The 21,438-nt window shown below is 59.8% G+C and carries 18 protein-coding genes and 1 tRNA gene; 6 read left to right on the plus strand and 13 right to left on the minus strand.

Going from position 1 to position 21,438, the window contains the following annotated elements; translation table 11 throughout:
- The first annotated feature begins 2 nt into the window (after nt 1-2).
- From fdhE to AD668_RS15330, 5 genes are all read left to right on the plus strand, one after another.
- On the plus strand, nt 3-929 hold the full coding sequence (fdhE, locus tag AD668_RS15310) for a formate dehydrogenase accessory protein FdhE (protein WP_053160185.1): 927 nt from the start codon (nt 3-5) through the stop codon (nt 927-929).
- Between the two features lie 51 nt (nt 930-980).
- Nucleotides 981-2,411: an L-seryl-tRNA(Sec) selenium transferase gene (selA, locus tag AD668_RS15315; protein WP_053160187.1), complete on the plus strand. Its 1,431-nt coding sequence runs from the start codon at nt 981-983 to the stop codon at nt 2,409-2,411.
- Complete coding sequence (gene selB / locus AD668_RS15320) at nt 2,408-4,315, plus strand: selenocysteine-specific translation elongation factor (protein WP_053160189.1); 1,908 nt, start codon at nt 2,408-2,410, stop codon at nt 4,313-4,315. Before selA ends, selB begins: the two co-directional genes overlap by 4 nt.
- A 6-nt stretch (nt 4,316-4,321) precedes the next feature.
- Nucleotides 4,322-4,417 (plus strand) — tRNA-Sec (locus AD668_RS15325).
- 109 nt (nt 4,418-4,526) lie between these two features.
- Nucleotides 4,527-4,742 (plus strand): hypothetical protein, encoded by a 216-nt coding sequence (locus tag AD668_RS15330; RefSeq protein WP_053160191.1) that lies wholly within the window; start codon nt 4,527-4,529, stop codon nt 4,740-4,742.
- A gap of 329 nt (nt 4,743-5,071) precedes the next feature.
- Here the strand turns inward: AD668_RS15330 and gltS are convergent, their stop codons facing one another.
- Together gltS and AD668_RS15340 are read right to left on the minus strand one after the other, a co-directional pair.
- Nucleotides 5,072-6,286, minus strand: coding sequence for a sodium/glutamate symporter (gene gltS, locus AD668_RS15335; RefSeq protein ID WP_053160193.1), 1,215 nt, complete (start codon nt 6,284-6,286; stop codon nt 5,072-5,074).
- Between the two features lie 166 nt (nt 6,287-6,452).
- Nucleotides 6,453-7,010: an ATP-dependent Clp protease proteolytic subunit gene (locus AD668_RS15340; protein ID WP_053160195.1), complete on the minus strand. Its 558-nt coding sequence runs from the start codon at nt 7,008-7,010 to the stop codon at nt 6,453-6,455.
- A 374-nt stretch (nt 7,011-7,384) separates the two neighbouring features.
- On the opposite strand from AD668_RS15340, the gene AD668_RS15345 reads away from it, so the two are divergent.
- Nucleotides 7,385-8,995, plus strand: a complete 1,611-nt coding sequence (locus AD668_RS15345; RefSeq protein WP_053160196.1) for a mechanosensitive ion channel family protein — start codon at nt 7,385-7,387, stop codon at nt 8,993-8,995.
- Nucleotides 8,996-9,114: 119 nt separating this feature from the next.
- On the opposite strand, the gene AD668_RS29500 is transcribed toward AD668_RS15345, so the two are convergent.
- Genes AD668_RS29500 through AD668_RS15395 form a run of 11 tightly spaced genes read right to left on the minus strand, consistent with a single transcriptional unit; the run spans nt 9,115 to nt 21,388 of the window.
- The gene (locus AD668_RS29500; RefSeq protein ID WP_156322349.1) at nt 9,115-9,342 is read right to left on the minus strand and encodes a hypothetical protein; all 228 of its coding nucleotides are present in this window, start codon (nt 9,340-9,342) and stop codon (nt 9,115-9,117) included.
- A 31-nt stretch (nt 9,343-9,373) separates the two neighbouring features.
- Complete coding sequence (locus AD668_RS15350) at nt 9,374-10,849, minus strand: family 16 glycosylhydrolase (RefSeq protein WP_172681827.1); 1,476 nt, start codon at nt 10,847-10,849, stop codon at nt 9,374-9,376.
- Nucleotides 10,850-10,888: 39 nt separating this feature from the next.
- Nucleotides 10,889-11,944 (minus strand): UDP-glucose 4-epimerase GalE, encoded by a 1,056-nt coding sequence (gene galE, locus AD668_RS15355; protein WP_053160200.1) that lies wholly within the window; start codon nt 11,942-11,944, stop codon nt 10,889-10,891.
- A 30-nt stretch (nt 11,945-11,974) separates the two neighbouring features.
- Nucleotides 11,975-13,393 carry an oligosaccharide flippase family protein gene (locus AD668_RS15360; protein WP_053160202.1) on the minus strand — a complete coding sequence of 473 codons (1,419 nt, stop codon included), beginning with the start codon at nt 13,391-13,393 and terminating at the stop codon, nt 11,975-11,977.
- Between the two features lie 14 nt (nt 13,394-13,407).
- Nucleotides 13,408-14,364: a glycosyltransferase family A protein gene (locus AD668_RS15365; protein ID WP_053160203.1), complete on the minus strand. Its 957-nt coding sequence runs from the start codon at nt 14,362-14,364 to the stop codon at nt 13,408-13,410.
- Entirely contained in the window at nt 14,358-15,695 is a 1,338-nt protein-coding gene (locus AD668_RS15370; RefSeq protein WP_053160206.1) for an O-antigen ligase, read from the minus strand. The genes AD668_RS15365 and AD668_RS15370 overlap by 7 nt, the downstream gene beginning before the upstream one ends.
- Nucleotides 15,692-16,804, minus strand: coding sequence for a glycosyltransferase (locus AD668_RS15375; protein ID WP_053160207.1), 1,113 nt, complete (start codon nt 16,802-16,804; stop codon nt 15,692-15,694). Before AD668_RS15375 ends, AD668_RS15370 begins: the two co-directional genes overlap by 4 nt.
- Complete coding sequence (locus tag AD668_RS15380) at nt 16,801-17,868, minus strand: glycosyltransferase (RefSeq protein ID WP_053160422.1); 1,068 nt, start codon at nt 17,866-17,868, stop codon at nt 16,801-16,803. The genes AD668_RS15375 and AD668_RS15380 overlap by 4 nt, the downstream gene beginning before the upstream one ends.
- 17 nt (nt 17,869-17,885) lie before the next feature.
- Nucleotides 17,886-18,593 carry a WecB/TagA/CpsF family glycosyltransferase gene (locus AD668_RS15385; RefSeq protein WP_053160210.1) on the minus strand — a complete coding sequence of 236 codons (708 nt, stop codon included), beginning with the start codon at nt 18,591-18,593 and terminating at the stop codon, nt 17,886-17,888.
- Nucleotides 18,590-19,948, minus strand: coding sequence for a UDP-glucose/GDP-mannose dehydrogenase family protein (locus AD668_RS15390; protein WP_053160212.1), 1,359 nt, complete (start codon nt 19,946-19,948; stop codon nt 18,590-18,592). Before AD668_RS15390 ends, AD668_RS15385 begins: the two co-directional genes overlap by 4 nt.
- Before the next feature lie 48 nt (nt 19,949-19,996).
- Entirely contained in the window at nt 19,997-21,388 is a 1,392-nt protein-coding gene (locus tag AD668_RS15395) for an undecaprenyl-phosphate glucose phosphotransferase (RefSeq protein ID WP_053160214.1), read from the minus strand.
- Between the last annotated feature and the right edge of the window lie 50 nt (nt 21,389-21,438).

The following is a 21,438-nucleotide window of genomic DNA, read 5'->3' on the forward strand; positions in this document are numbered from 1 at the left end:
CGTTGCCAACCATCCTCGAACCCGGACAAATTGAAGCGGCGGCCAGTTCGCCGCCGTTTCTGCACCTGCCGCCGCACACACTTTTTGATCTGCGCGCCCAACGCCTCGAACACCTGGCCGAGGGGCATCCACTGGCCGATTATCTGCGCCTCATCGCCGGGGTGTGCCGGGTGCAACAGCACGTGCTGGACAACCCGCCGCCGAGTGAACCGCTGGATCAACAACGCATCGAGGTGTGCCAGCAGCACGGCTTGCCCCCATTCGCGGCCGACAGTCTGGTCCGCGAGGACGACTGGCAGCCGTATCTCGATGCACTGTTGGAAAACTACCCGGCACCGATGCAACCCGCTGTGGCCGACGCCCTGGCAGCGTTGGACCAAGCGAGCCCCGGTCAGCGACGCGCCTGGGCGGTAGCACTGGTCAGCGGCCAGTATTCGCTAGTACCGGCAGTGTTGGTGCCGTTTCTCGGTGCGGCCCTGCAAACCGCCTGGAGCCACTGGCTGTTGAGCACGCCCAACCTGCAACTCAAGCCCGGCGACAGCCTCAGCCAATGCCCGGCCTGCGGTTCACCGGCCATGGCCGGGGTGATCCGCAATCGGGGCAAACACAACGGTTTGCGCTATCTGGTCTGTTCCTTGTGTGCCTGCGAATGGCATGTGGTGCGGGTCAAATGCGTGTACTGCGAACAGAGCAAGGGCCTGGACTACCTCAGCCTTGAGGACGATCGCCACGCCGCCAATCAAGCGCCGTTGCGCGCCGAGATGTGCCCCAGCTGCAACACGTATCTGAAATTGCTGTACCTGGAAAACTACGCCCATGCCGAAGCGCTGTCAGCGGATCTGTCCAGCCTGATACTCGACATGCGCCTGGCCCAGGACGGCTATCAGCGCCTGGCACCCAATCTGTTGCTGGCACCGGGAGACGAATGATCACAGGGTCTACACTCTGGCGCGTCGGTCTTTCGATTTCAGGAGTGTCAGATGTCCGCCAGCGGTGCCAGCCATCCCCTGCGTTTGCCTTCCATTGACAGTCTGTTGCGTCACGCGGCGTGCCAGCCGTTGGCCGAGCGTTATGGGCGCGACGCGTTGCTCGCGGCCCTGCGTCAATTGCTCGACGAGCTACGCGAAGATGTTCAGCAGCGCGTGCTCGCACCGGCTGAAGTCACGCCCGAGGTGCTGGCGGGCAGAGTCGGCGAGCGACTGGCCGGCCAACATCGCAGCCATGTCAGGCGGGTGTTCAATCTCACCGGCACCGTCCTGCACACCAACCTCGGACGAGCGTTGTTGCCCGAGGAAGCGATAGATGCGGTGCAAATGGCTGCCCGCTATCCGCTCAACCTGGAATTCGACCTGCAAAGCGGCAAGCGCGGCGACCGCGACGATTTGATCGAAGGCCTGATCCGCGAGCTCACCGGCGCCGAAGCCGTGACCGTGGTCAACAACAATGCCGCCGCCGTGCTGCTGACCCTCAACAGCCTGGGGGCGCGCAAGGAAGGCATCATCTCCCGGGGCGAGCTGATCGAAATCGGCGGGGCGTTTCGCATCCCCGACATCATGGCCCGTGCCGGGGTAAAGCTGCACGAAGTCGGCACCACCAACCGCACCCATGCCCGCGACTATGAAGTGGCCATCGGCCCGCGCAGCGGCTTGATCATGCGTGTGCACGCCAGCAACTACAGCATTCAGGGGTTCACCACGAGCGTGCCGACTGCTGAACTGGCACAACTGGCCCATCAACATGGGTTGCCACTGCTCGAAGATCTCGGCAGCGGCAGCCTGTTGGACCTGACCCGTTGGGGTTTGCCTGCCGAGCCGACGGTGCGTCAGGCACTGCTCGATGGCGCGGACATTGTCACCTTCAGCGGCGATAAACTGCTCGGAGGGCCGCAGGCCGGGTTGATTGTCGGAAGCAAAGCGCTGATCGCCAAGATCAAGAAAAACCCGCTCAAACGCGCGCTGCGCGTCGACAAACTGACCCTTGCCGCCCTTGAAGCTGTATTGAACCTGTACCGCAACCCGGACCGTTTGGCCGAGCGGTTGCCGAGCCTGCGCCTGCTGACCCGTCCGCAAAAAGAAATTCTTGCCCAGGCTGAACGCCTGCGACCGGCGCTCGCCCAGGTATTGGGTGACGCTTGGGCGGTCAGTGCTTTACCGGCTCAAGGCATGATCGGCAGCGGCAGCCAACCGGTGGCACGACTGCCCAGTGCTGCGCTGTGTCTGCGCCCACTCACCTCAAAACGTTTACGAGGGCGCACCTTGTTGAGTCTTGAAGAGGCTTTTCGAGGTCTGCCGATTGCCGTGCTTGGGCGTATTGACGATGACGCCCTGTGGCTGGACCTGCGGCAACTGGATGACGAACCAGCGTGGCTGGCACAGCTCGACCAGCTGCACCTAGAGGGTCGGGCAGGGTGATTGTCGGCACCGCAGGGCACATTGACCATGGCAAGACCGCTTTGCTTCAGGCGCTCACTGGCCAGGCTGGCGACCGCCGCCGGGAGGAACGCGAACGCGGCATGACCATCGACCTGGGTTACCTCTACGCGGCGCTGGAGCCGGGCGCGGGCCTGACCGGTTTCATTGATGTACCCGGTCATGAACGCTTCACCCACAACATGTTGGCTGGCGCCCAGGGTATTGATCTGGTGTTGCTGGTGGTGGCCGCCGATGACGGGGTGATGCCACAGACCCGCGAACACCTGGCGATTGTCGAACTGCTGGGCATTCCCAGAGCAATCGTTGCGATCAGTAAATGCGATCGGGTCGATGGCGACAGAGTGAAGGTCGTCCGAGAGCAGGTTCGCACACTACTAGCGCCGGGGCCCTATGCCCAAGCGCCGCTGATTGCGTTGTCGAGCATCACCGGCGAAGGCATCGAAACCTTGCGCCAACAGCTGTTACAAGCCCAACGAGAAGTGCAACAGCGCGGCACCGAAGGCGGTTTTCGCTTGGCGATTGATCGGGCATTCAGCATTGCTGGCGCCGGTATCGTGGTCACGGGTACGGCGTTGTCCGGGCAGGTGGCGGTGGGCGATACGCTGATATTGGGACCGCAAGGCAGGCCGGTGCGCATTCGCGGATTGCATGCACAGAACCAGGCTGCGGTCACCGCGTTTGCCGGTCAACGCGTGGCCTTGAACCTGAGCGCCGAACGCCTGGCGCTGGAGCAGATTCATCGCGGTCACTGGTTGCTTGCAGAGTGGCTCTACGCGCCAACCCAGCGCCTGGATATCGACCTGCAGTTACTCGCGGGCGAAACGCGGGCTTTCGAGCACTTTCAACCGGTTCATGTTCACCTCGGCACGCAGGACGTGACCGGGCGAGTGGCTCTGCTTGAAGGTTCCAGCCTGGCACCCGGAGAGAGGATGTTTGCGCAGCTCTTACTCAATTCACCTGTACACAGCGTGAAGGGTGATCGGCTGATCCTGCGCGACCAAAGTGCTCAGCGCACCCTCGGCGGCGGCCGGGTGCTCGATCCGTTTGCGCCCACTCGGCAGCGGCGCAGCCCCGAACGCCTGGAACAACTACAGGCCTTGGCGAACAGCGAAAAACCCGAAGATACCTTGCCGGTGTTGTTGGCCTTGAGCGACACCGGACTGGACCCGCAGCGCGTGGAGCGTCAGTTCAATCGACTGCGCAGCACCTGGGTATTGCCCGGCGACATTCGTCTTATCGAAACCCGCCAAGGCCCGTTGCTGTATAGCGCCACGCGTTGGGAAGCTTTAAAAGCGCCACTCCTCGCGCACCTCGCTCGCTTCCATCAGACGGAACCGGACCAGATGGGCCCGGACCGCGACCGCTTCCGGCGTTTTACCGGTACGGCGCTGGACCGCCCGACCTTCATCAGTCTGCTCGACGAGTTGTTGGCCAGCGGCGTCATCGTCAGTAGCGGGCCATGGCTGCACCTGCCCAAGCATCAGGTGCGCTTGAGTGAAGCGGACGAAGCCTTGTGGCTACAGTTGCAGCCGTTGTTCGAACAGGCCGGTTTCGACCCGCCATGGGTGCGCAACCTGGGGCATGACGAATCGAAAGTGCGCACGCTGCTGCGCAAAATGGCGCGCCTGGGTCTGCTGCATCAAGTGGTACGTGACCTGTTTTACACCGACAGCATGATCCGCCGATTGGCGGCTATGCTTGTGCAACTGGCGGCCGTCGACCCGGTGATTCAAGTGGCGGCGTTTCGCGATGCAATCGGTTTGGGGCGCAAGCGCAGCATTCAGATTCTGGAATACTTCGACCGTATCGGCTTGACTCGACGCATGGGTGATCGTCGACAGATTCGTCTGGACAGTGCACTGGCTCAACACACCGAGCCCTGACTTCAAGGAAGGCAATCGCGCCCGGTGGCGCGGCCGGGCTTCAAACCCGGTTGGGGACGGCATCCGTTCCCGGGCAGGTTCGACTCCGGCTGCCTTCCGCCATTTTTCCGTCTGGCGCATCCCGCCCGGTGTGGTTCTTATCCATCTGAAACATAGGAGAAACATTCAACCCCTATGATCCCCCTCATCAAAAAGCGAGGGCAAACCAGAGATGAACCGGCCATCAAGAAGCATGCGTAAATTGCTCGACTCCGTCGCCTCCAATAATGAGGCCGCGGCGCTCGATGTGATGCGCGCAGCTGAGCAACTCAAGGACGAAGTGCTGCGTCAACGGTTGCTCAACCTGATTCACCAGTTGCATCAGGACGCCAATGACTTGCGAATGGCGCGGGATGAGATCCAGGGCGGAACGATCAAGCTGGCCTAGACGAGCGATTGAATAACAAAAAAAAGCCACTCGATCGAGTGGCCTTTTTGTTCAGGGGGGTTGCAAGGCCGGGCGTGATGACGCCTTCGCCAGCAAGCCGGCTCCTACGCAATCGAGGTCTGCTGCATACTTTGTAGGAGCTGGCTTGCCAGCGAAGGCGTCCAGCCTGACACACCGCATAACCCGGTTCGCCAGCAAGCCGGCTCCTACGCAACCGAGGTCTGCCCATACTTTGTAGGAGCTGGCTTGCCAGCGATGGCGTCCAGCCTGACACACCGCATTGACCGATTCGCCAGCAAGCCGGCTCCTACAGGTCAACAATACCGGGGCTAAAGACCACTGAACATGCCGATGATCACCGCGTTGACCAGGTCGATGAAAAAGCCGCATACCAACGGCACGATCAGGAAGGCCTGGTGGGCCGCACCGTACTTCTGCGTCACAGTCGTCATGTTGACGATGGCCGTTGCCGTGGAACCTAGGGTAATGCCCCCGAACCCGGAAGCAATAACGCTGGCTTCGTAATCGCGACCCATAAAGCGGAAGACCACAAAATAGGTGTAGAGGACCGTCAACAGAATCTGCAGGGTCAAGGCGCACAGAATGAACATCAACGCGCCGCTGAGTTGCCATAACTGAAGCCCCATCAGGGCCATGGTCAAGAACATGCCCAGGCAGATATCGGAGATCAGTGACAGGCCCAGGCTGGCGCCACTCCAGGATTTCAGCCGCTGATCACCCAGCACTGCCAGTACGATGTGGTGAATGACGATGCCCGCGAAGAGGCAACTGACAAATTTTGGCAAGGTAATGCCGGCATCGACCAACAGCAGGTTGAGTCCATAGCCGAGCATCAGCGTCAGGTTCAGCCACATCCAGGCCCAGAGTACGTCGTAGTAGTCCAGACCCTTGCTCGGTTGTTGCTCGAGAATGCCGACTTCCAGCGCCGCATCTCCGGAAGGCGTCAGACGATAACGGCGTATCAACTGGTTGGCGATTGGGCCACCGATCACGCAGGCGGCAATCAGGCCGACCGTATTGCTGGCGATCCCCAGTTCGTGGGCATTACTGATTCCCAGCTTTTCGACGAAAATCGGTGCCCAGGCCAGGGTAGTGCCGACCCCACCCGTGAGGGAAATCGAGCCCACCATCAAACCCGCCTTGGGATCGAACCCAAAGGCTTCGGCCACACCCATGCCCAGCGCGTTTTGCACAACGATGAACACGCTGGCGAGCAACAGTAGAATCAGCAGCGGACGCCCGCCCTTGATGAGTTGACGCATGTCCGATTTCAAGCCAATGCCGGCAAAGAAGTAGAGCAGTAACGTATCGCGAACCTGCAAATCGAATTCGATCTGAACATTCAGGCCGAAATACAGGAGGGTCGTTACCGCCGCACAGACAAACCCGCCCACGACCGATTCAGGAATACAGTACTGACGTAGAAAAGTGTTGTGCTGTACGAGGGTTTTACCCAGGAAAAGCAAGAGAATCGCAAGGGTAAAACTCACTAAGCCGTGAACTTGAAAGAGCTGGGAGGTCATCGAACGTCTGCCTGGAAATTCGGGGGGAACCATTATCAGGATATGACCGTTCAGAGTTCAGACCTGCGTCAATGAACGGTGATTGCACCATAGCAGGAATGCCCAAACCTTCCTGTTTGACCTAAAAATTCATTGCCTGTGGATGTTTGACCAAAGCGCAGTGTCATCAACTGCCACTGACTTTCCAGTGTTTGACATCGTCAGGGAATACCATCTGCTTCATTTCGTGGGCAATGCCGTAGGCCAGGGATTCGTGGGCGGCGATGACTTTCTCCTCGGCCGAGAGGCAATGGAAAATGTCGAGTTTGGTCGCTGCATCAGCGGTTTCGAGGGTGAAGATTTGCACGTAGCGCGCGAGGTCGTTGTCCAGGCTCGACAGGTATTCGCGCAGCCGTTGATGATCGACCGATTTCTGGCTGAAGTACCAGTTCATCGGGTGAATCAAGAAGCGCGAATGCGGCGAAGTGATGCGCAAGCCCGCCGCCAGAAACATGATGATGCCCATCGACTCTATGTTGCCGGTATTGATCGCGCATAACGGTACCGGCAATGATTTGAGAAAGGTATAAAGCGTGAACCCGAAGTTGGTGCTGCCACCGCTGGTGGACAGATTCAAGAGCAGCGACGTTGCGCCTTGATCAATGGCTTCAAGACAACAGTCCCTGAAGCGCTCGGTCGTTGCCTGATCGATCTGGCAGTGAAAATGCACGATGTGTTCGGTCATCGACTGACTTCCCGTGTTCGATGCATGGAGGGTTCTTCTTTGAGTCCTACAGTCCCGTAAAAGTTGTCTGTTTGCTCCTTAAACAAAGCGCACGGTGTGTGCGGTTTACCCATGTCCGCCAGTCGTGCAGAGCTGTTTTAGATGGAACTAAAGGGCGAAATCCACTCGTCGCACCCTTGATCAATTCGTTCAATCTTTGGATTTTCCACGTCCTGCGAATTATACGAGCCCGTGCTCGTGGCTAATTAGAGGTGAACAAAGCGTTGCGTTCTCTCCCCCAGTCCGTCTTCTGCGAAATCTGACAACCGTTCATCGCTGAACTACGCTGCGATACAAACCTTCGAGCTGAATTTTGTGAAGTAAGGAACTGACCGATGCGGAGCGGGGTGCTCGCTGTATTGTTGACTGTGTTCGGTCTGTTCTGGTCAGCGCTGTCATGGGCCGATGAATCACCGAAAGTAATCGATGCGCCTGCTGAACTGAAAATCGCCAACCGCAGCATCATGGTGTTCCATGCGACGATTCTTGGCGAAGCACCGGCCTCGCGGGTCAAACGGGCCAAAGGGGTTATCGGCGAAGCCCTGGATGAAGCGGATGACCTGCGTGTCACCGTCGATCCTGTGCTGAAAAGCTACATGGTGCTGTTGGGGAGCCGTCGTGCCTTTATCGTGTCGCCCAAGGATTTCGATGAAACCCAGTACGAATCGGCCCAACAGGCGGCCGAAGCGGCGGCGGAAAAACTTCGTCAGGTCGTCGGCGAAGTCCAGGAGGGCCGCAGCCTGCGGTTGATCCTTCGGTCGGTGGCGGCGGCATTGCTCGCCACGGGCGTCTACCTCGGGCTTCTGTTGTGCATGGTGTTTCTGCGCCGACGGTTGCTCAAGCGACTGCCCGAACTGATGCACAAGCACACGCAAGCGATCAAGGTCGGGCGGGTGCCGTTGTTCGACTCCAAGTTTCTTTTTCCGCTGGTCAGCCGTCTGCTTGAGTTTCTGCGCTGGGTCATCGTGGTGTTACTGACGTATGAATGGCTGGGGTTTGTGCTGTCGCGTTTCCCCTATACCCGTCCGTGGGGCGAAAGCCTCAACAACTATCTGCTGGAAGTCGGTGATTATTTACTCCAAGGCATCCTCGGCGCGATACCCGGCCTGGGCGTGGCATTGGCGATCTTTTTCATCGCCCGCGGCGCTACGGCGTTCATGCGCCGGATCTTGCGTCGCATGGCTATGCCCGGCACCTTCAGCTGGCTCAACCATGAAACCCTGCAGCCGACCCAACGCCTGACGTCGCTGGCGATCTGGCTTTTTGCCTTGGCCATGGCCTATCCCTATCTGCCGGGCGCGGGGACCGATGCATTCAAAGGCTTGTCGGTGCTGGTCGGCTTGATGATCTCGCTGGGTGCGTCGAGCGTGGTCGGGCAGGCCGCTGCCGGACTCATCCTCACGTACACCCGCACCTTGCGCCCCGGTGAGTTCGTGCGCATCGGCGACCACGAAGGGACGGTCACCGAATTGGGCATGTTCACCACCACCATTCGCACCGGTCTGGGCGAGGTCTTGACCCTGCCCAACTCGATGATCACCGGCACGGTCACCAAGAACTATTCACGGGTGGTGCAAGGCCCCGGTTATGTGGTCGACACCGTGGTCACCATCGGTTACGACACCCCTTGGCGGCAAGTGGAAGGGATGTTGCTGGAAGCCGCCAGGCGCACGCCCGGCATTCTCGAAACACCGCCGGCGCAAGTGTTTCAAACGGCATTGTCGGATTTCTACCCGGAATACCGCCTGGTGGCCCAGGCCATTCCAAGCCAGCCACGACCGCGCGCGGTGCTACTCAGCATGCTCCATGCCAACATCCAGGACGTGTTCAACGAGTACGGCGTACAGATCATGTCGCCGCACTACCTGGGCGATCCGCAACAGGAGAAGTGGGTGCCCCAGAACAAGTGGTATACGGCCCCCGCACAAGAACCCAAGGATCTTTGACCGTCATTGAAAGGGAATCCGCATCATGCTTGAGTTTATGCTCCGCGCTTGCGGACCGACCCGGAAATAGCGGTGTTCCTGGCCATTGGCTTCAAGAGCGGCCCGGAGTTTTTCGGCAGCTAACCCGCGGCACGCTTGAGCGGGTGCGGGTGCGGGTGCGGGTGCGGGTTGGCGTTGTCGCAGGTGCTGCGGTTGCCCAAGGTGAATTGCCCGGCGGCGCCGTGGGACATCAGAAGCTGATCACGGTTTTCGATGCGACTGTCGAGCACCCGCAAACTGCGTGCAGCCGATGGCGCCTGCGCGGTGGCGCAGTGAGTTAGAGCGCACAGGCCGGGCTGCGTAGGCAATAGTGGCCATTCAGTCAAAGTCTGACGTGCCTCAAGGGTTTCGGTGCCAGACTTTGATGTAGTCGACTCTGAACGTGGAAGGCAGGTCGGCGTCGTCCACTACGCCAAACCATTCCCAGAACGCCTCGCTGTCAAAGACAATCTGCATCGGGAAATGCCAGTGAGTGTTTTTCGACTCACGGACCAACACACCGTCGACGTACCAGCGCAGGGTGTCCGGCTGCCAGTCAAATCCGTACACATGGAAAGTGCTCGCCAATCGCCAGGGCGCGACCCAGGTGCTGCCATTGGCTACGTGCTCTTTGCTTTGCGGTGTGGCCCAGATGTGGCCGTTCATGTTGTACGTCCGGTCGATACCGGGTCTTTTGGTATTGCCGGTGATCTCGAAGATATCGATTTCAGTAGCGTTGTCCTCCAGGCCGGTCCATGCCAGCCAGAATGCGCTGGAGCCTGCCGATGCCATCGGTTTGGCGCGGGATTCGTAATAGCCGTAGAAGCCGCGCTCGTTGGTGCGCACCATCGCCGAGGAGTAGTCCTTGAACCCCAGGCGCACGTACTTTTCCGGCAAAGTCTGCTTGCGAAAAACGATGTTGAGATTGCCGTTGCCGACCGTTGCATTCTCGCGCATGAACAACGCCGGCTTGCGCCCCAGGGACTCGTTGCCAATGGCATTGTTGACATGCCAGCGATCCTCATCAAGACGGCTGCCATTGAAGTCATCGGACAGTTGCGGGTCGAGTACCCAGCGCCCGGCATTGGCCTGGTCCGACAATGGCAGGTCGGGATGTGTGCGTTGCGGCACGCTGCCCAGCGGGCCGACCCGGGTCCAGGTGTCGGCTTGTTTGGGAATGCTCACCGACCATTTGTTAGCCAGGTATTCGAACACGCCCTGACGCTCCTGTTGCGTCACCAAGGGGCGGTCATAGATCAACACTTCAGCGATGTCACCGCGAAAGATTTCAGTGGTGCCTACAACATTGCGTGCGACCGCGTATGGGCCGATGGGTACATCGCTGAGCTCGAGAAACGATAGCGTCGGCTCCAGCGCAGTGATTTGCTCCAGGCTGATGGCGAAATTCGGCGGCACGTTATCGTTATCGGCCAGTACCGGACGCGAACTGAACACCCGTTGCCAGGTATCGCCACCGGCCTGTTCGGGCAATCGGCGGTACACCACAAACACACTCACCGGCCCTTTGGCCGTGCGGATCGCTTTGCCCAGAAAGGCTGAAGTGCCATCGAAGCGCACCACGGCATTACCATACAAGGCGTTGTCGACACGCAGCGGCAGGGATTGGGCTGCCGGGTCATCCAGGCTGGGATCGTTGGCTTTGCCCGATTTGTCGCGCCAACGCAGCACCCGGTTCTGGCTGTTAAGCGTCATTTTTGTCGCGTCGGCGCCATCAAGCCAGAGCACCAGGCCTTCGGCGGTCGGGCGAGCAGTTGCCGCCCACGCCGAACCCGCCATTGCGAGCAGCAGAACACCCAGTAAACAGTCCCTGATCATGAGAATTTCCTTGCCGGCAATGGAGAGTCGAGCAGCCCGTCACCGGATGGCGACTTTGGCCATGGGCTGCGATGTGTGGCGATAGCCATACGGGTTGCTCGATTGCCAGCGCCAGCTGTCGAGGATCATCTGCGGCAGGTTGCGCCGGGCGCACCAGCCCAGTTCCCGCCGGGCCTTGCTCGCATCAGCCCAGCATTGGGCAATGTCGCCGGCACGGCGCGGGGCGATGTGGTAAGGCACGCTGATCCCGGTGACATCCTCGAAACTGCGAATGATCTGCAGGACGCTGTACCCGATCCCCGTGCCGAGGTTCCAGACATGAATGCCGGGATCGCCCTGCAAGAGGTGCAATGCCTTGAGATGCCCCTCGGCCAGGTCGACCACGTGGATATAGTCACGCACGCACGTGCCGTCGACGGTGGGGTAGTCGTTGCCGAATACCGTCAGCTCGGGAATGCGTCCGATCGCCACTTGGGTCACACAGGGCAGCAGATTGTTCGGCTTGCCGGTCGGATCCTCGCCAATCAATCCGCTTTCGTGAGCGCCTATCGGGTTGAAATAACGCAGCAACGCGATGCTCCAGCGCGGTTCTGACCGTGCGAGATCGCTCAACAACTGTTCGATCATGAGCTTGGAGCGGCCATAAGGACTGGCCGGTTCACCTGTGCCCAGGTCTTCGAAAATCGGAATCTGCGAAGGCTCGCCGTACACCGTTGCCGAGGAGCTGAACACCAGTTTGAACACGTTGTACCGCGCCATCACCTGGCACAGGTTGAGCGTGCCGACGACGTTGTTGGCGTAGTAATCCAGGGGTTGCTGCACGCTGTTGGCCACAGATTTGAGGCCGGCAAAATGCACCACGGCATCAATGTCGTAGCGGCTGAAAATTTCCTCCAGCAACGGCGTGTCGCGAATATCGCCTTCGATGAATTCGATCGACGTATGGGCCAGGTGCTCCAGGCGCTCGATAGACTCGTGACAGCTGTTGCAAAGGTTATCCAGCACCAGAACCTGATGGCCGGCGTCGATGAGGGTCAGGACGGTGTGGGAACCGATGTAACCGGCCCCACCCGTGATCAGCGTGGTTTTTTGCATGGCGGTCGTTCCTGTTTCAAGAAGTCAGGGTCAGCGAGCGGTGAAAACCAACTTGAATTCCTGGGGCCAGCGCGGATGCAGCACGCTGTAGGCCATCGCATAGGTGACGGCACCGATGGCGATGTTGCCCACCAGGTGCAGGTAGCCCTGCAAGGCCAGATGCGAAGACGCAAACAACACAGCGGTGGCCATGACCAGCGAGGCGATCACGCTGCGATAGCTGGATTCGAAAAACGCATCCCAGCCGTAACCGATCGCAGCGTTCAGGCCTCGGACCTGCAGGGGCGTGATGATCAGCATGCGCACCAGCAAGGCCAACGCTGCGCCCATGCCGCCGTAGACAGGGCCCATGGCGTACACCAGCGCGAGGGCGAGCAGGGTGGTGATCACTTCGGCCTTGAGGGTGACGCGGGTATGGTTGACCGCGACCAACGCCGTGGTCGCATACATGGCGAGGTTGCCGAGTGCGGCAGTGCCGGCCAGCACTTGCAGCAGGGGTACGGCAGCAGCCCACTTGGCGCCGAAAATCAGCAGGATGATGTCTTCGGCCGTCAACGCAATTCCGAGGAAAAACGGCGTCAGCAGAAACCCACTGATCGCCGTCGAATCACTGATCATGCCGATCAGTCGCGGTGGATCGCCAATGCGACGGGCGAACACCGGCAGCGCATAACTCATCAGGCCGTTGTAGATCGCTGTGCGCGGCAAGTCGATGATGCGCATGGCCAGATTGAACATGCCGACCGCATGGGCGCCGGCCGTCATGCCGAGTACCACGTTGACCCCGCGCTGCAGGGTTTGCGAGCTGAGCACGTTGATCGCCACTGGTGTCCCGGACTTGAGCAGTTCTCGCAGGATCGGGCCGTCAATGCAAAAGGCAATGCGGCGCCGGTCTGCGAGCATCAGTACGACCACGCAGACAAAATCCATGATCAACGCCTGCGCGATGACCGCCCACGGGCCATACCCCAGGAGCGCGACACCGATCCCGCCGACGCCCCCGGCAATTTTCCCCAGCAGCGTGCGCGAGGCCAGCCTCTTGAAGTTGCTGGTGCGCCGCATCTCCACGACATATACCCGGGCCATCATGGTGAAGAGGATCTTTACCGAGGCCACCGCCGTCATCCATTGCAACGCCGGTGACGGCGTATACAACACGGCGGCGAGGGAGATTACGACAATGGACGCCAGGCTGATCAGCACGGCGAACCAGAATGTCGTACTGATATGCTTCGCCTCCAGGCGCTCCATCCGTACCAGCGGATCCTCCAGCACCGACGAGTAGAGCATGCCAACGATCTCGACGATCGCGATGATCACCGTGCCGATCCCCAGTTCCGTGGGAGTCAGCAACCTGGCGAAGACGACAAACGTGATCATCGACAGGAAGATCAGACCGAATTTCTCGGTGAAGATCCAGATCAATGTCACCAGACGATGATTGGCCATGGCGGGCACCGGGTTCAGTGAGCAGTAGTCGATTCGGTGGAGGGTTTGCCCAGGCTGCGGATGCGGGCGTTGAGGTATCGCAAGGTTGGTTTGCCCTGGGCGAATACCAGCGCCTGCCAGGAGTACTCGAACATTCGCCGGTAAACGTTGATCACCTGCCCATATTCGGCGCTGCGCGAAAACGACCGGAGAAACTCGGCGAGGTTACCCAGCACAAAATCGATCCGTTGTTGTTTACTCAGCACATCGCTGTAGCGGGCGAGGTACAAATCGATGAACCGGATCTTGTGCGAGTAGTACTTCAGCGGCTGGGCGGTGATGTTGCCGCCGTTGACCGTGCGACTCATCAGCATTTCGGGGACCGTGTGGATTTCCCAGTGTTCGGCGATCCTGGCCCACATCATGCGGTCTTCGGAATAGCGCAGACTGGCGTCGAAACCGCCGAGCCGAGTGATCACGTCTCGCTTGATCAGCACAGCCGACACGCCGTTGACGACATTGGCATGGATGAAGTCGTAGAAGTGTCGACCGTTCTTGTATCGACCTTCCTGGTGACGTCTGCCGTCGCTGTACTCGACCAACACGTTGCAATCGACCAACCCCACCGGGTGTCCCTGGCGAAGCAGGTCTTCGTACAGTGCCAGTTGTTTTTCCAGTTTCTGCGGATGCCATCGGTCATCGGCATCGAGAAACGCCACAAAGGTTTCTTCCGTGTGTTTCAACCCTGTGTTGCGGGCGCTGGCCTGACCTTCGTTGGCCTGATGCAACAGCGTCAGGCGAAACGGTGCGGCAAAGTTGCTGACCCGTTGCGGCCCGTCATCGGTCGAGCCATCGTCGATCACGATGACGTGATCGGGCAAACGGGTTTGCTGGCTCAAGGATCCCAGCGTCTGTTCGATGCTGTCGGCGCCGTTGTACATCGGAATCAGCACGCACACTGTGCTGGTTGATGGGGGGGCTTGATTTACCATGGGGTTTTCTCCTTGTGATACGCCTGGGCCGGATTACGCGGGATTGCCCTGCCGGGGGAGCGGTTTTGCACGGCTGTGGGTGAGCGCTCGGGGCGCGGTGCGCGATGGTGTCGAAAGGACAGGGCCAGCGTGCAGAACACCAGAAACTCGGCGCTGCGATAGTTGGGGATCACATACGCCACGTAGTTGGTGACGATGAACAGGCCGACGATCACCAGCGCACAGGCGCGAACCTGTGCCGACTGGGCGGACGTGATCGCCCGGTACTGTTTGACCATGGCCTGGGCCAGCATCAGGATCAGCGCCGTCAGCTGGATCAGGCCACCGTTGAGCAGGGTTTCCAGATAACCGCTGTGGGCGTTGCCGATGTAGCCCCAGCGCTTGATGAAGATGTCGGCATCGGCGCTGGCCCAGAACGCCCCGAAACCGTAACCCTTGAGCAAGCGTTCATCGATGAATGGCGTCAGCAGTTCCCAGATCAGCGTGCGGTCGGTCAGCGAGGGATCACGCCCGAGCAGTTCGAGCAGCAACGTATAGTTGCCGTACAGGAACAGGCATATCAGCACGTAGACCACCGTGGCAGCGAAGAACGCCAGCAGCGAACGGTTGACCCGCAATCGCACCAGGGTCAGGAAATACCAGTAGCTCGCCGCGCCGCTGACGATCAAGGCAATCGCCGTAGCGGACTGCGCCAGCCCGATGGCGATCAGCGAGAACAGCGCATAGGCCATCGCCAATGGGTTGCGCTGGCGAATCATCGGCAACAGCAAGAGGATGCCGATCGCATTGAGCCGGGCACCGCCGTTTTTTTCGGGAAAAATGCCTTTGAAGGCGCCGTCGCGAATCCCGCCGGCAATGAACGCTATGTCGGGCCTGATCAGGGCGAATATCAGCCCCATCAATGCGGCGGCACCGATGATGCAACCGAGCATGAAGGCGATTTTCTCGACACTGTAGTTGTACGCAATGAACCCGGCGAAGAACACCACACTGAGCAACGCAATAAAGCGCTTGAAGCTCAGCATCGGGTCTGAAGACCAACCGATCGATGCCGCCACGCAGAACAGGAACACCAACAAAAAGAAATTGCCGCGATAAAAGGTTTTGCTGAGGAACACCTTGTGGCGAATAAACAGGAACAATGGCACCAGCAAGGTGATCAGACCGCAGACCTGATTGATCGCGTTGCCTTCCAGGTCTTTATCGACATCGCCGATGCTCGCTACATTGCCCAGGCCGAGGAAAAACGAAATCAACTGGAAGTAGAACAGCACACCGAACAGCGTGAAGGCGTCGCGCAGTGTCGAATACCTGACGTGCAACTGGCTCATGACGATTGACTCCCGAGTAACGCGGCGAGGTACGTCTGTACGGCGCGCCCGCTCATGTAGCGGGCGGCGGCGTCGATGCGGATCTGGCGATAGCGATCCCTGGGCAGGGTCAGTTCCGCCGTGATGACCAGGGCCAGTGCCTCGGGATCGTCGACGTCGACCAATGGGGCCACCGCACCGTCGCCGAGAATCTCTTGCGGGCCATAAGGGCAGTCGGTGGCCACTACCGGGGTGCCCGTGGACAGCGCTTCGACCAGGGCATTGGGGCTGCCCTCGAAGCGTGACGACAGGACAAAACAATCGGCGGCGGCCACTTGGGCCAAGGGGTCGCTGGCGTAACCCGGCAAGTCGAAGCGCTCGGCAACCCCGAGGCGGGCGGCTTGCTCCAGTAACGCGGACCTGAGGCTGCCTTCGCCAAAAATGATCAGTCGCGTAGAGCGGTCCGGTAAGCGGGCGAAGGCGTCGATCAGGGTGTCAAAACCCTTCTGGTCAGCCAGGCGCCCCAAGGCGACAATTACCGGGGCGGTTTTTTCCAGCAGCCATGGATGGGTCGGACAGCCCGGTGTCTTTTCGCGAAAGTCGTTGTCCAGCACCGGATTGTCGGCAATGGTGACGTCCTGGCGACGGGCAATTGTGGTCTCGACCAGGTCTTGAGCCACGCCTTGGGAAACGCAAATCACCGGGTTGGGAATGAGCCGGTACAACAGCGGCGCCAGCAGATAAGCCAAACGCACGCGCAACGACGGGTTGACGTGCTTGTCCCGGGAAAACGCATTGCGCTCACTGACGTGCAACCGCGCCAGGGTCCCGGACAACACAGCGGCGGCAATCGCCACCACGTTGACGTGGGTGAGGGCGGCCAACAGGGCGTCGAAGCGGTTTTGCCGAAGGTACTGCGCCAATGCCGGCACCGCATTGGCGCTGCGTGAACTGTTCAGTTCGACCTGTTTGACCCGTGGGTCGAGCAGCGCGATGTTGACACCGCCCCCCGTCAGCATCAGCAGCGTCACATCGTTACCGGCGTCGACCAGCGCACCGGCAAGCCGCGCCATCATCTTCTCGGCGCCACCGGCGTTGAGGTCGTGGAGGATGATCAGTAAACGTTTCATTGGTCCCACACCTGGTAATACGCCTGCGCGGCTTGCCGACTGGTGTACGGGCGGACGGCGTCGGCGCAGACTTTCGTGTGTTCCTTGAGCTTCAGGCTTTGCCGCATACCCAGCGCCAGTGCCGGCACATCATCGACCTTCACCAGTTGCCCCAGACGTCCGTTGTCCAGTAACTCCCTGGGCCCGCTGGGGCAATCTGCGGACAGCACCGGCGTGCCAAGCGCAAGCGCTTCGATCAACACTGTCGGCAAGCCTTCATGCAGTGAGCTCAGGATTAAAAGTCGCGCATGGCGGATCAGCGGGTACGGATTGCTCAAGTGGCCGACAAAGTGCACGCGGCGCTCGATGCCCAACCGCTGTGCCTGTGCGATCAGGGCTTCACGGCGAGGCCCATCACCGGCGATCACCAGGTAGGGCAGGTTGCCTTCGCGCAGTGCCAGGGCGTAGGCGTCGAGCAGGATATGAAATCCCTTGAGGTCCACCAGTCGGCCGACGCTGATCCAGTATTCACTCGGAATGTCTTGCGGCAAGGGCGCGCGGGAGGCGTTGTGCAGTTGCTCGGTCACCACGGCATTGGGGCAGTAGGTGATTCGCTTGCGCCCCCACGGCATCAGGTCGACAAGGGTTTGGCGCAATCCATGGGACACCGTCACCACTTTGCCGCTGCCACAGAGGTACAGCGCATAGAGCAAACGCAGGCTATGGACGCCGGTCTTTTGTTCCGAACAGTCCAGTGACGTATGCCGGGTATAAATGACCTGGCAGCGGCTGCCGAGGGTCGCAAACCAGGTGCAGAGGTTGGCTTGTTCCTTGGCACCAATCAGGTGCGTCACGCCCTCTCGACGAATGCTGCGGCGTAGCAGCACGATGGATTTGAACAGGCCGAACAGGCCGCTGCCGCCGCCGTCGAGGACGTTCGCCCCGTCGACATCGGGCGTTTCGCCGTTCATGACGAAAAAGCTCACGCGTCGCCCATCCTTGAGAAACTCGCTGGCCAGCCGTTGCTGGACGCGCTCGACACCGCCGCCGGTCTTGAAATCCTTGAGCGTGAAAAGAATGTGCATGGTCATGTCCCCGGCGCTCAGGGCGCAGTAATGTTGATCGCGACTTTGTGGCGAAGAATCATTGCCGCCAGCTGTATGAAATTGCTCGGGTAGTCGAGCAGGTAACGCTTGATGGTGTGTGGCTCGCGATACATGCGATAGAACGCCCGCAGGTGCAGGCGATTGATCATTTCGGGGTAGTAAAAGCCGTTGGCCATGGCTTCCTGGCGGATGAAACCGCCACAGGTAAAGGCCACTCCGGTGAAGCCTGAATCCAGTGCGCCGAGGACGAAGTTCTCTTGCAACCCGGCGCCCATGCCCACGATCAGGATGTTGGATCGGCCGAGGCAAATGTCCGCCTTGATCGCCGCCGCCTGCGTGGCATCGAAATAACCGTTGTGATAACCGGCAATCGCCAGTCGTGGATAACGCACCCGCAATTTGCGGATGAACATTTCCAGTTCGTTTTGCGTGGCCCCGACGATGTACACCCGCTTGCCTTGTTTTTCGGCATCGCTGAACACCGGGTCGGCGATGGACGTGAAGTCGAAACTGACCCGGTCGATGTTTCTCCCGGTCACTTTCGACATGAAGCTCGACATCAGCATGCCGTCGCAAAAATAGGCGAGCGCATCGGGCGGTTGCTGGATGAAGCTGCCGATCGAGGCGAAGTTGATGAATGAGAACGCCTTGTTGGATTCCAGCAAGGCTGGCGAGTACTGGCCCATCAACTCGAGCCGGATCATGGCGCGACTCCTTGCGCCATGGCTTGTTGGGGTTGGCGGCCCACGGACACGTAGGTGAAGCCGCGCTTGCCCAAACGCTGCGGATCGAACAGGTTGCGCCCGTCAAAAATCAGCGGTTGCTTGAGTTGCCGCGCAAGCAGTTCGAAGTCCGGCGCACGGAAGGCCTGCCATTCAGTGACAATGACCAGCGCGTCGGCGTTTTTCAGCGCCGCTTCCTTGGTACCGGCCAGTGCCAGGTCATCGCGAGCACCATACAGACGCTGGGCTTCCTCCATGGCTTTGGGGTCGAACGCCTGGATACTCGCCCCGGCGCGCCATAGCGCTTCCATCAATACGCGGCTGGGGGCCTCGCGCATGTCGTCGGTGTTGGGTTTGAAGCTCAAGCCCCACAGGGCGAAGGTCTTGCCCTGGAGCGAGCCGTTGAAGTGATCGAAAATCTTCTTGAACAGCGTGGTTTTCTGCTCGTTGTTGCGCGACTCGACGGCCTTGAGCACTCGCGCATCGAAGTCCAGGCTGTTGGCGGTATGAATCAACGCCTGCACGTCCTTGGGAAAGCATGAGCCGCCGTAACCGACACCGGGGTAGATGAATTGATACCCGATGCGCGGGTCCGACCCGATGCCGTGGCGAACCATCTCGATATCGGCGCCGACTTTTTCGGCAAGGTTGGCCATTTCGTTCATGAAGCTGATCTTGGTCGCCAGCATGCAGTTGGCGGCGTACTTGGTCAGCTCGGCGCTGCGAACGTCCATGACGATGATTTTTTCGCGATTGCGATTGAATGGCTCGTACAGTTCGCGCATCACGTCTTCGGCGCGCTGGCTGTTGGTGCCGATGATGATGCGGTCGGGGCGCATGCAGTCCTCGACCGCGCAGCCTTCCTTGAGAAACTCCGGGTTGGAAACCACATCGAAAGTCAGCTCGCTGCGATCGCTCTCGCTCAGCGCCTGAGCGATGCACTCGCGCACCAGGTCGCCAGTGCCCACCGGGACAGTGGATTTATCGACGATGGTTTGATGGCGCTGCATGTGCTGGCCGATGGTTCGCGCCACGCTCAATACGTATTGCAGATCGGCCGAGCCATCTTCGTCGGGCGGTGTACCCACGGCTATCAACTGCACATCGCCGTGATGCACGGCACTGACCAGGTCAGTACTGAACTGCAAACGCCCGCTTTTATGATTGTCTCGAACCAGATTCTCCAGACCCGGCTCATAAATGGGCAGAATGCCTTCCTTTAACGCCAGGACCTTGTTGGCGTCGACGTCGACGCAGAGGACGTTGTGACCCACCTCGGCCAGCGCTGCGCCTTGTACAAGTCCCACATAACCGATACCAAATACACTCACATTCATGGGAGAACCTCAGTGTGTCGTGGGGCCGGCACTGGGCCGGGCACAAGGTCAGTAGATGTTTTTCGAGAACAGCGTGAAGGGGGTCTTGAGCAGAATCTTGATGTCCAGCCACAGCGACCACTGGTTGATGTAGTTGAGGTCCTGGGCGACCCGCAGCTGCATCTTTTCCAGGGTTTCGGTTTCGCCGCGGTGCCCGGTGATCTGGGCCAGTCCGGTAATCCCGGGCTTGAGGCGATGACGGGCCATGTAGGCGTGGACTTTGCCGGTGTAATAGATGTTGTGGGTGACCGCGTGGGGGCGTGGACCGACCAGGGCCATCTGGCCAAACAGCACGTTGAACAACTGCGGCAGCTCATCGATGGAACTGCGGCGCAGGAAACGCCCCAGTGGTGTCACGCGGTCGTCGTCACGCGTGGCCTGGCGGACTTCGCCGCCGTTGTGGACACGCATCGAGCGGAACTTCCAGACCCTGATCACCTGACCGTCACAGCCGTGACGGTTTTGCTTGAACAGCACCGGTCCCGCAGAGGTCAGCTTCACCGCAAGGGCCACGCTCAGCAGCAATGGGCTCAACACCATAATGGCGACGGCGGCGAGGCTGCGTTCCAACAGGTCTTTGCAGAACAGGCTGCCCGGATGGGAGGTGATCAGGCTTTCGTTGAGATAGATCGCCGGCATGCGCTCAATCTCGGAAATCGAGTGATTGAGCAACACCATGCTGCCGAAATCGGGGATCCAGACCACATCGACATTCATGTCCAGCAGGTCGATGTACAACGCTTCGATGGTGGCGGCGTCGACCATCGGCAACACGATGTAGACGCGCCGTACTTCCATCCGGGTGATCAGTTCGCGGATGTCGTCGACGTGGCCCAGCAGCGGCAGAATGCTCGGTGCCGGGCCGGCATTTTGCCTGGCCGCAATAAAACCCAGTAGCAAGGCGCGGTTGGGGCGGGAGAGTTTTTTCGCCAGTTCATGCGCTGTCGGACACGTGCCGATGATCACCGAGCGGCGCTCGTTGCGCACCACTTGCGAATACAGTCGAGCGAAGTAATGCAAGGGCAGGAAACTGGCAGCCTGGACCAGGAACCCTGTCACGGCCCAGACGATAATCACCTGGCGCGAAAACAGCGCACTGGTTTGGGTGACGAAGGCGATGGTGATCAGCACACTCAGCAGGATCAACCAACCGGCAAGTAACCGACTGAGTCCGATCAACAGGCCATGACGCTTGTGATAGACATCCATCAGGCTGTAGATCGGCACGGAACCGAGCACCGTCAGGATCATCAGGACACGGTATTCGCTGGTGAGATTGCCGACGCGCAATTGCACCAGCAGGACCAGCAACAGATTGACCAGGGCCATTGCACTCAACCACTGGCCCCAGAACGTGACGCCACGGCGGTGCGCCATTTGTGCGGTATATAGCGGAGTCATCGGCTCAATCTCTGGGCATAGGTAGCCATTCGAAGCCGTCTCGGACGCCC

This window comes from Pseudomonas sp. P1.8, assembly GCF_001269805.1.
GTDB lineage: Bacteria > Pseudomonadota > Gammaproteobacteria > Pseudomonadales > Pseudomonadaceae > Aquipseudomonas.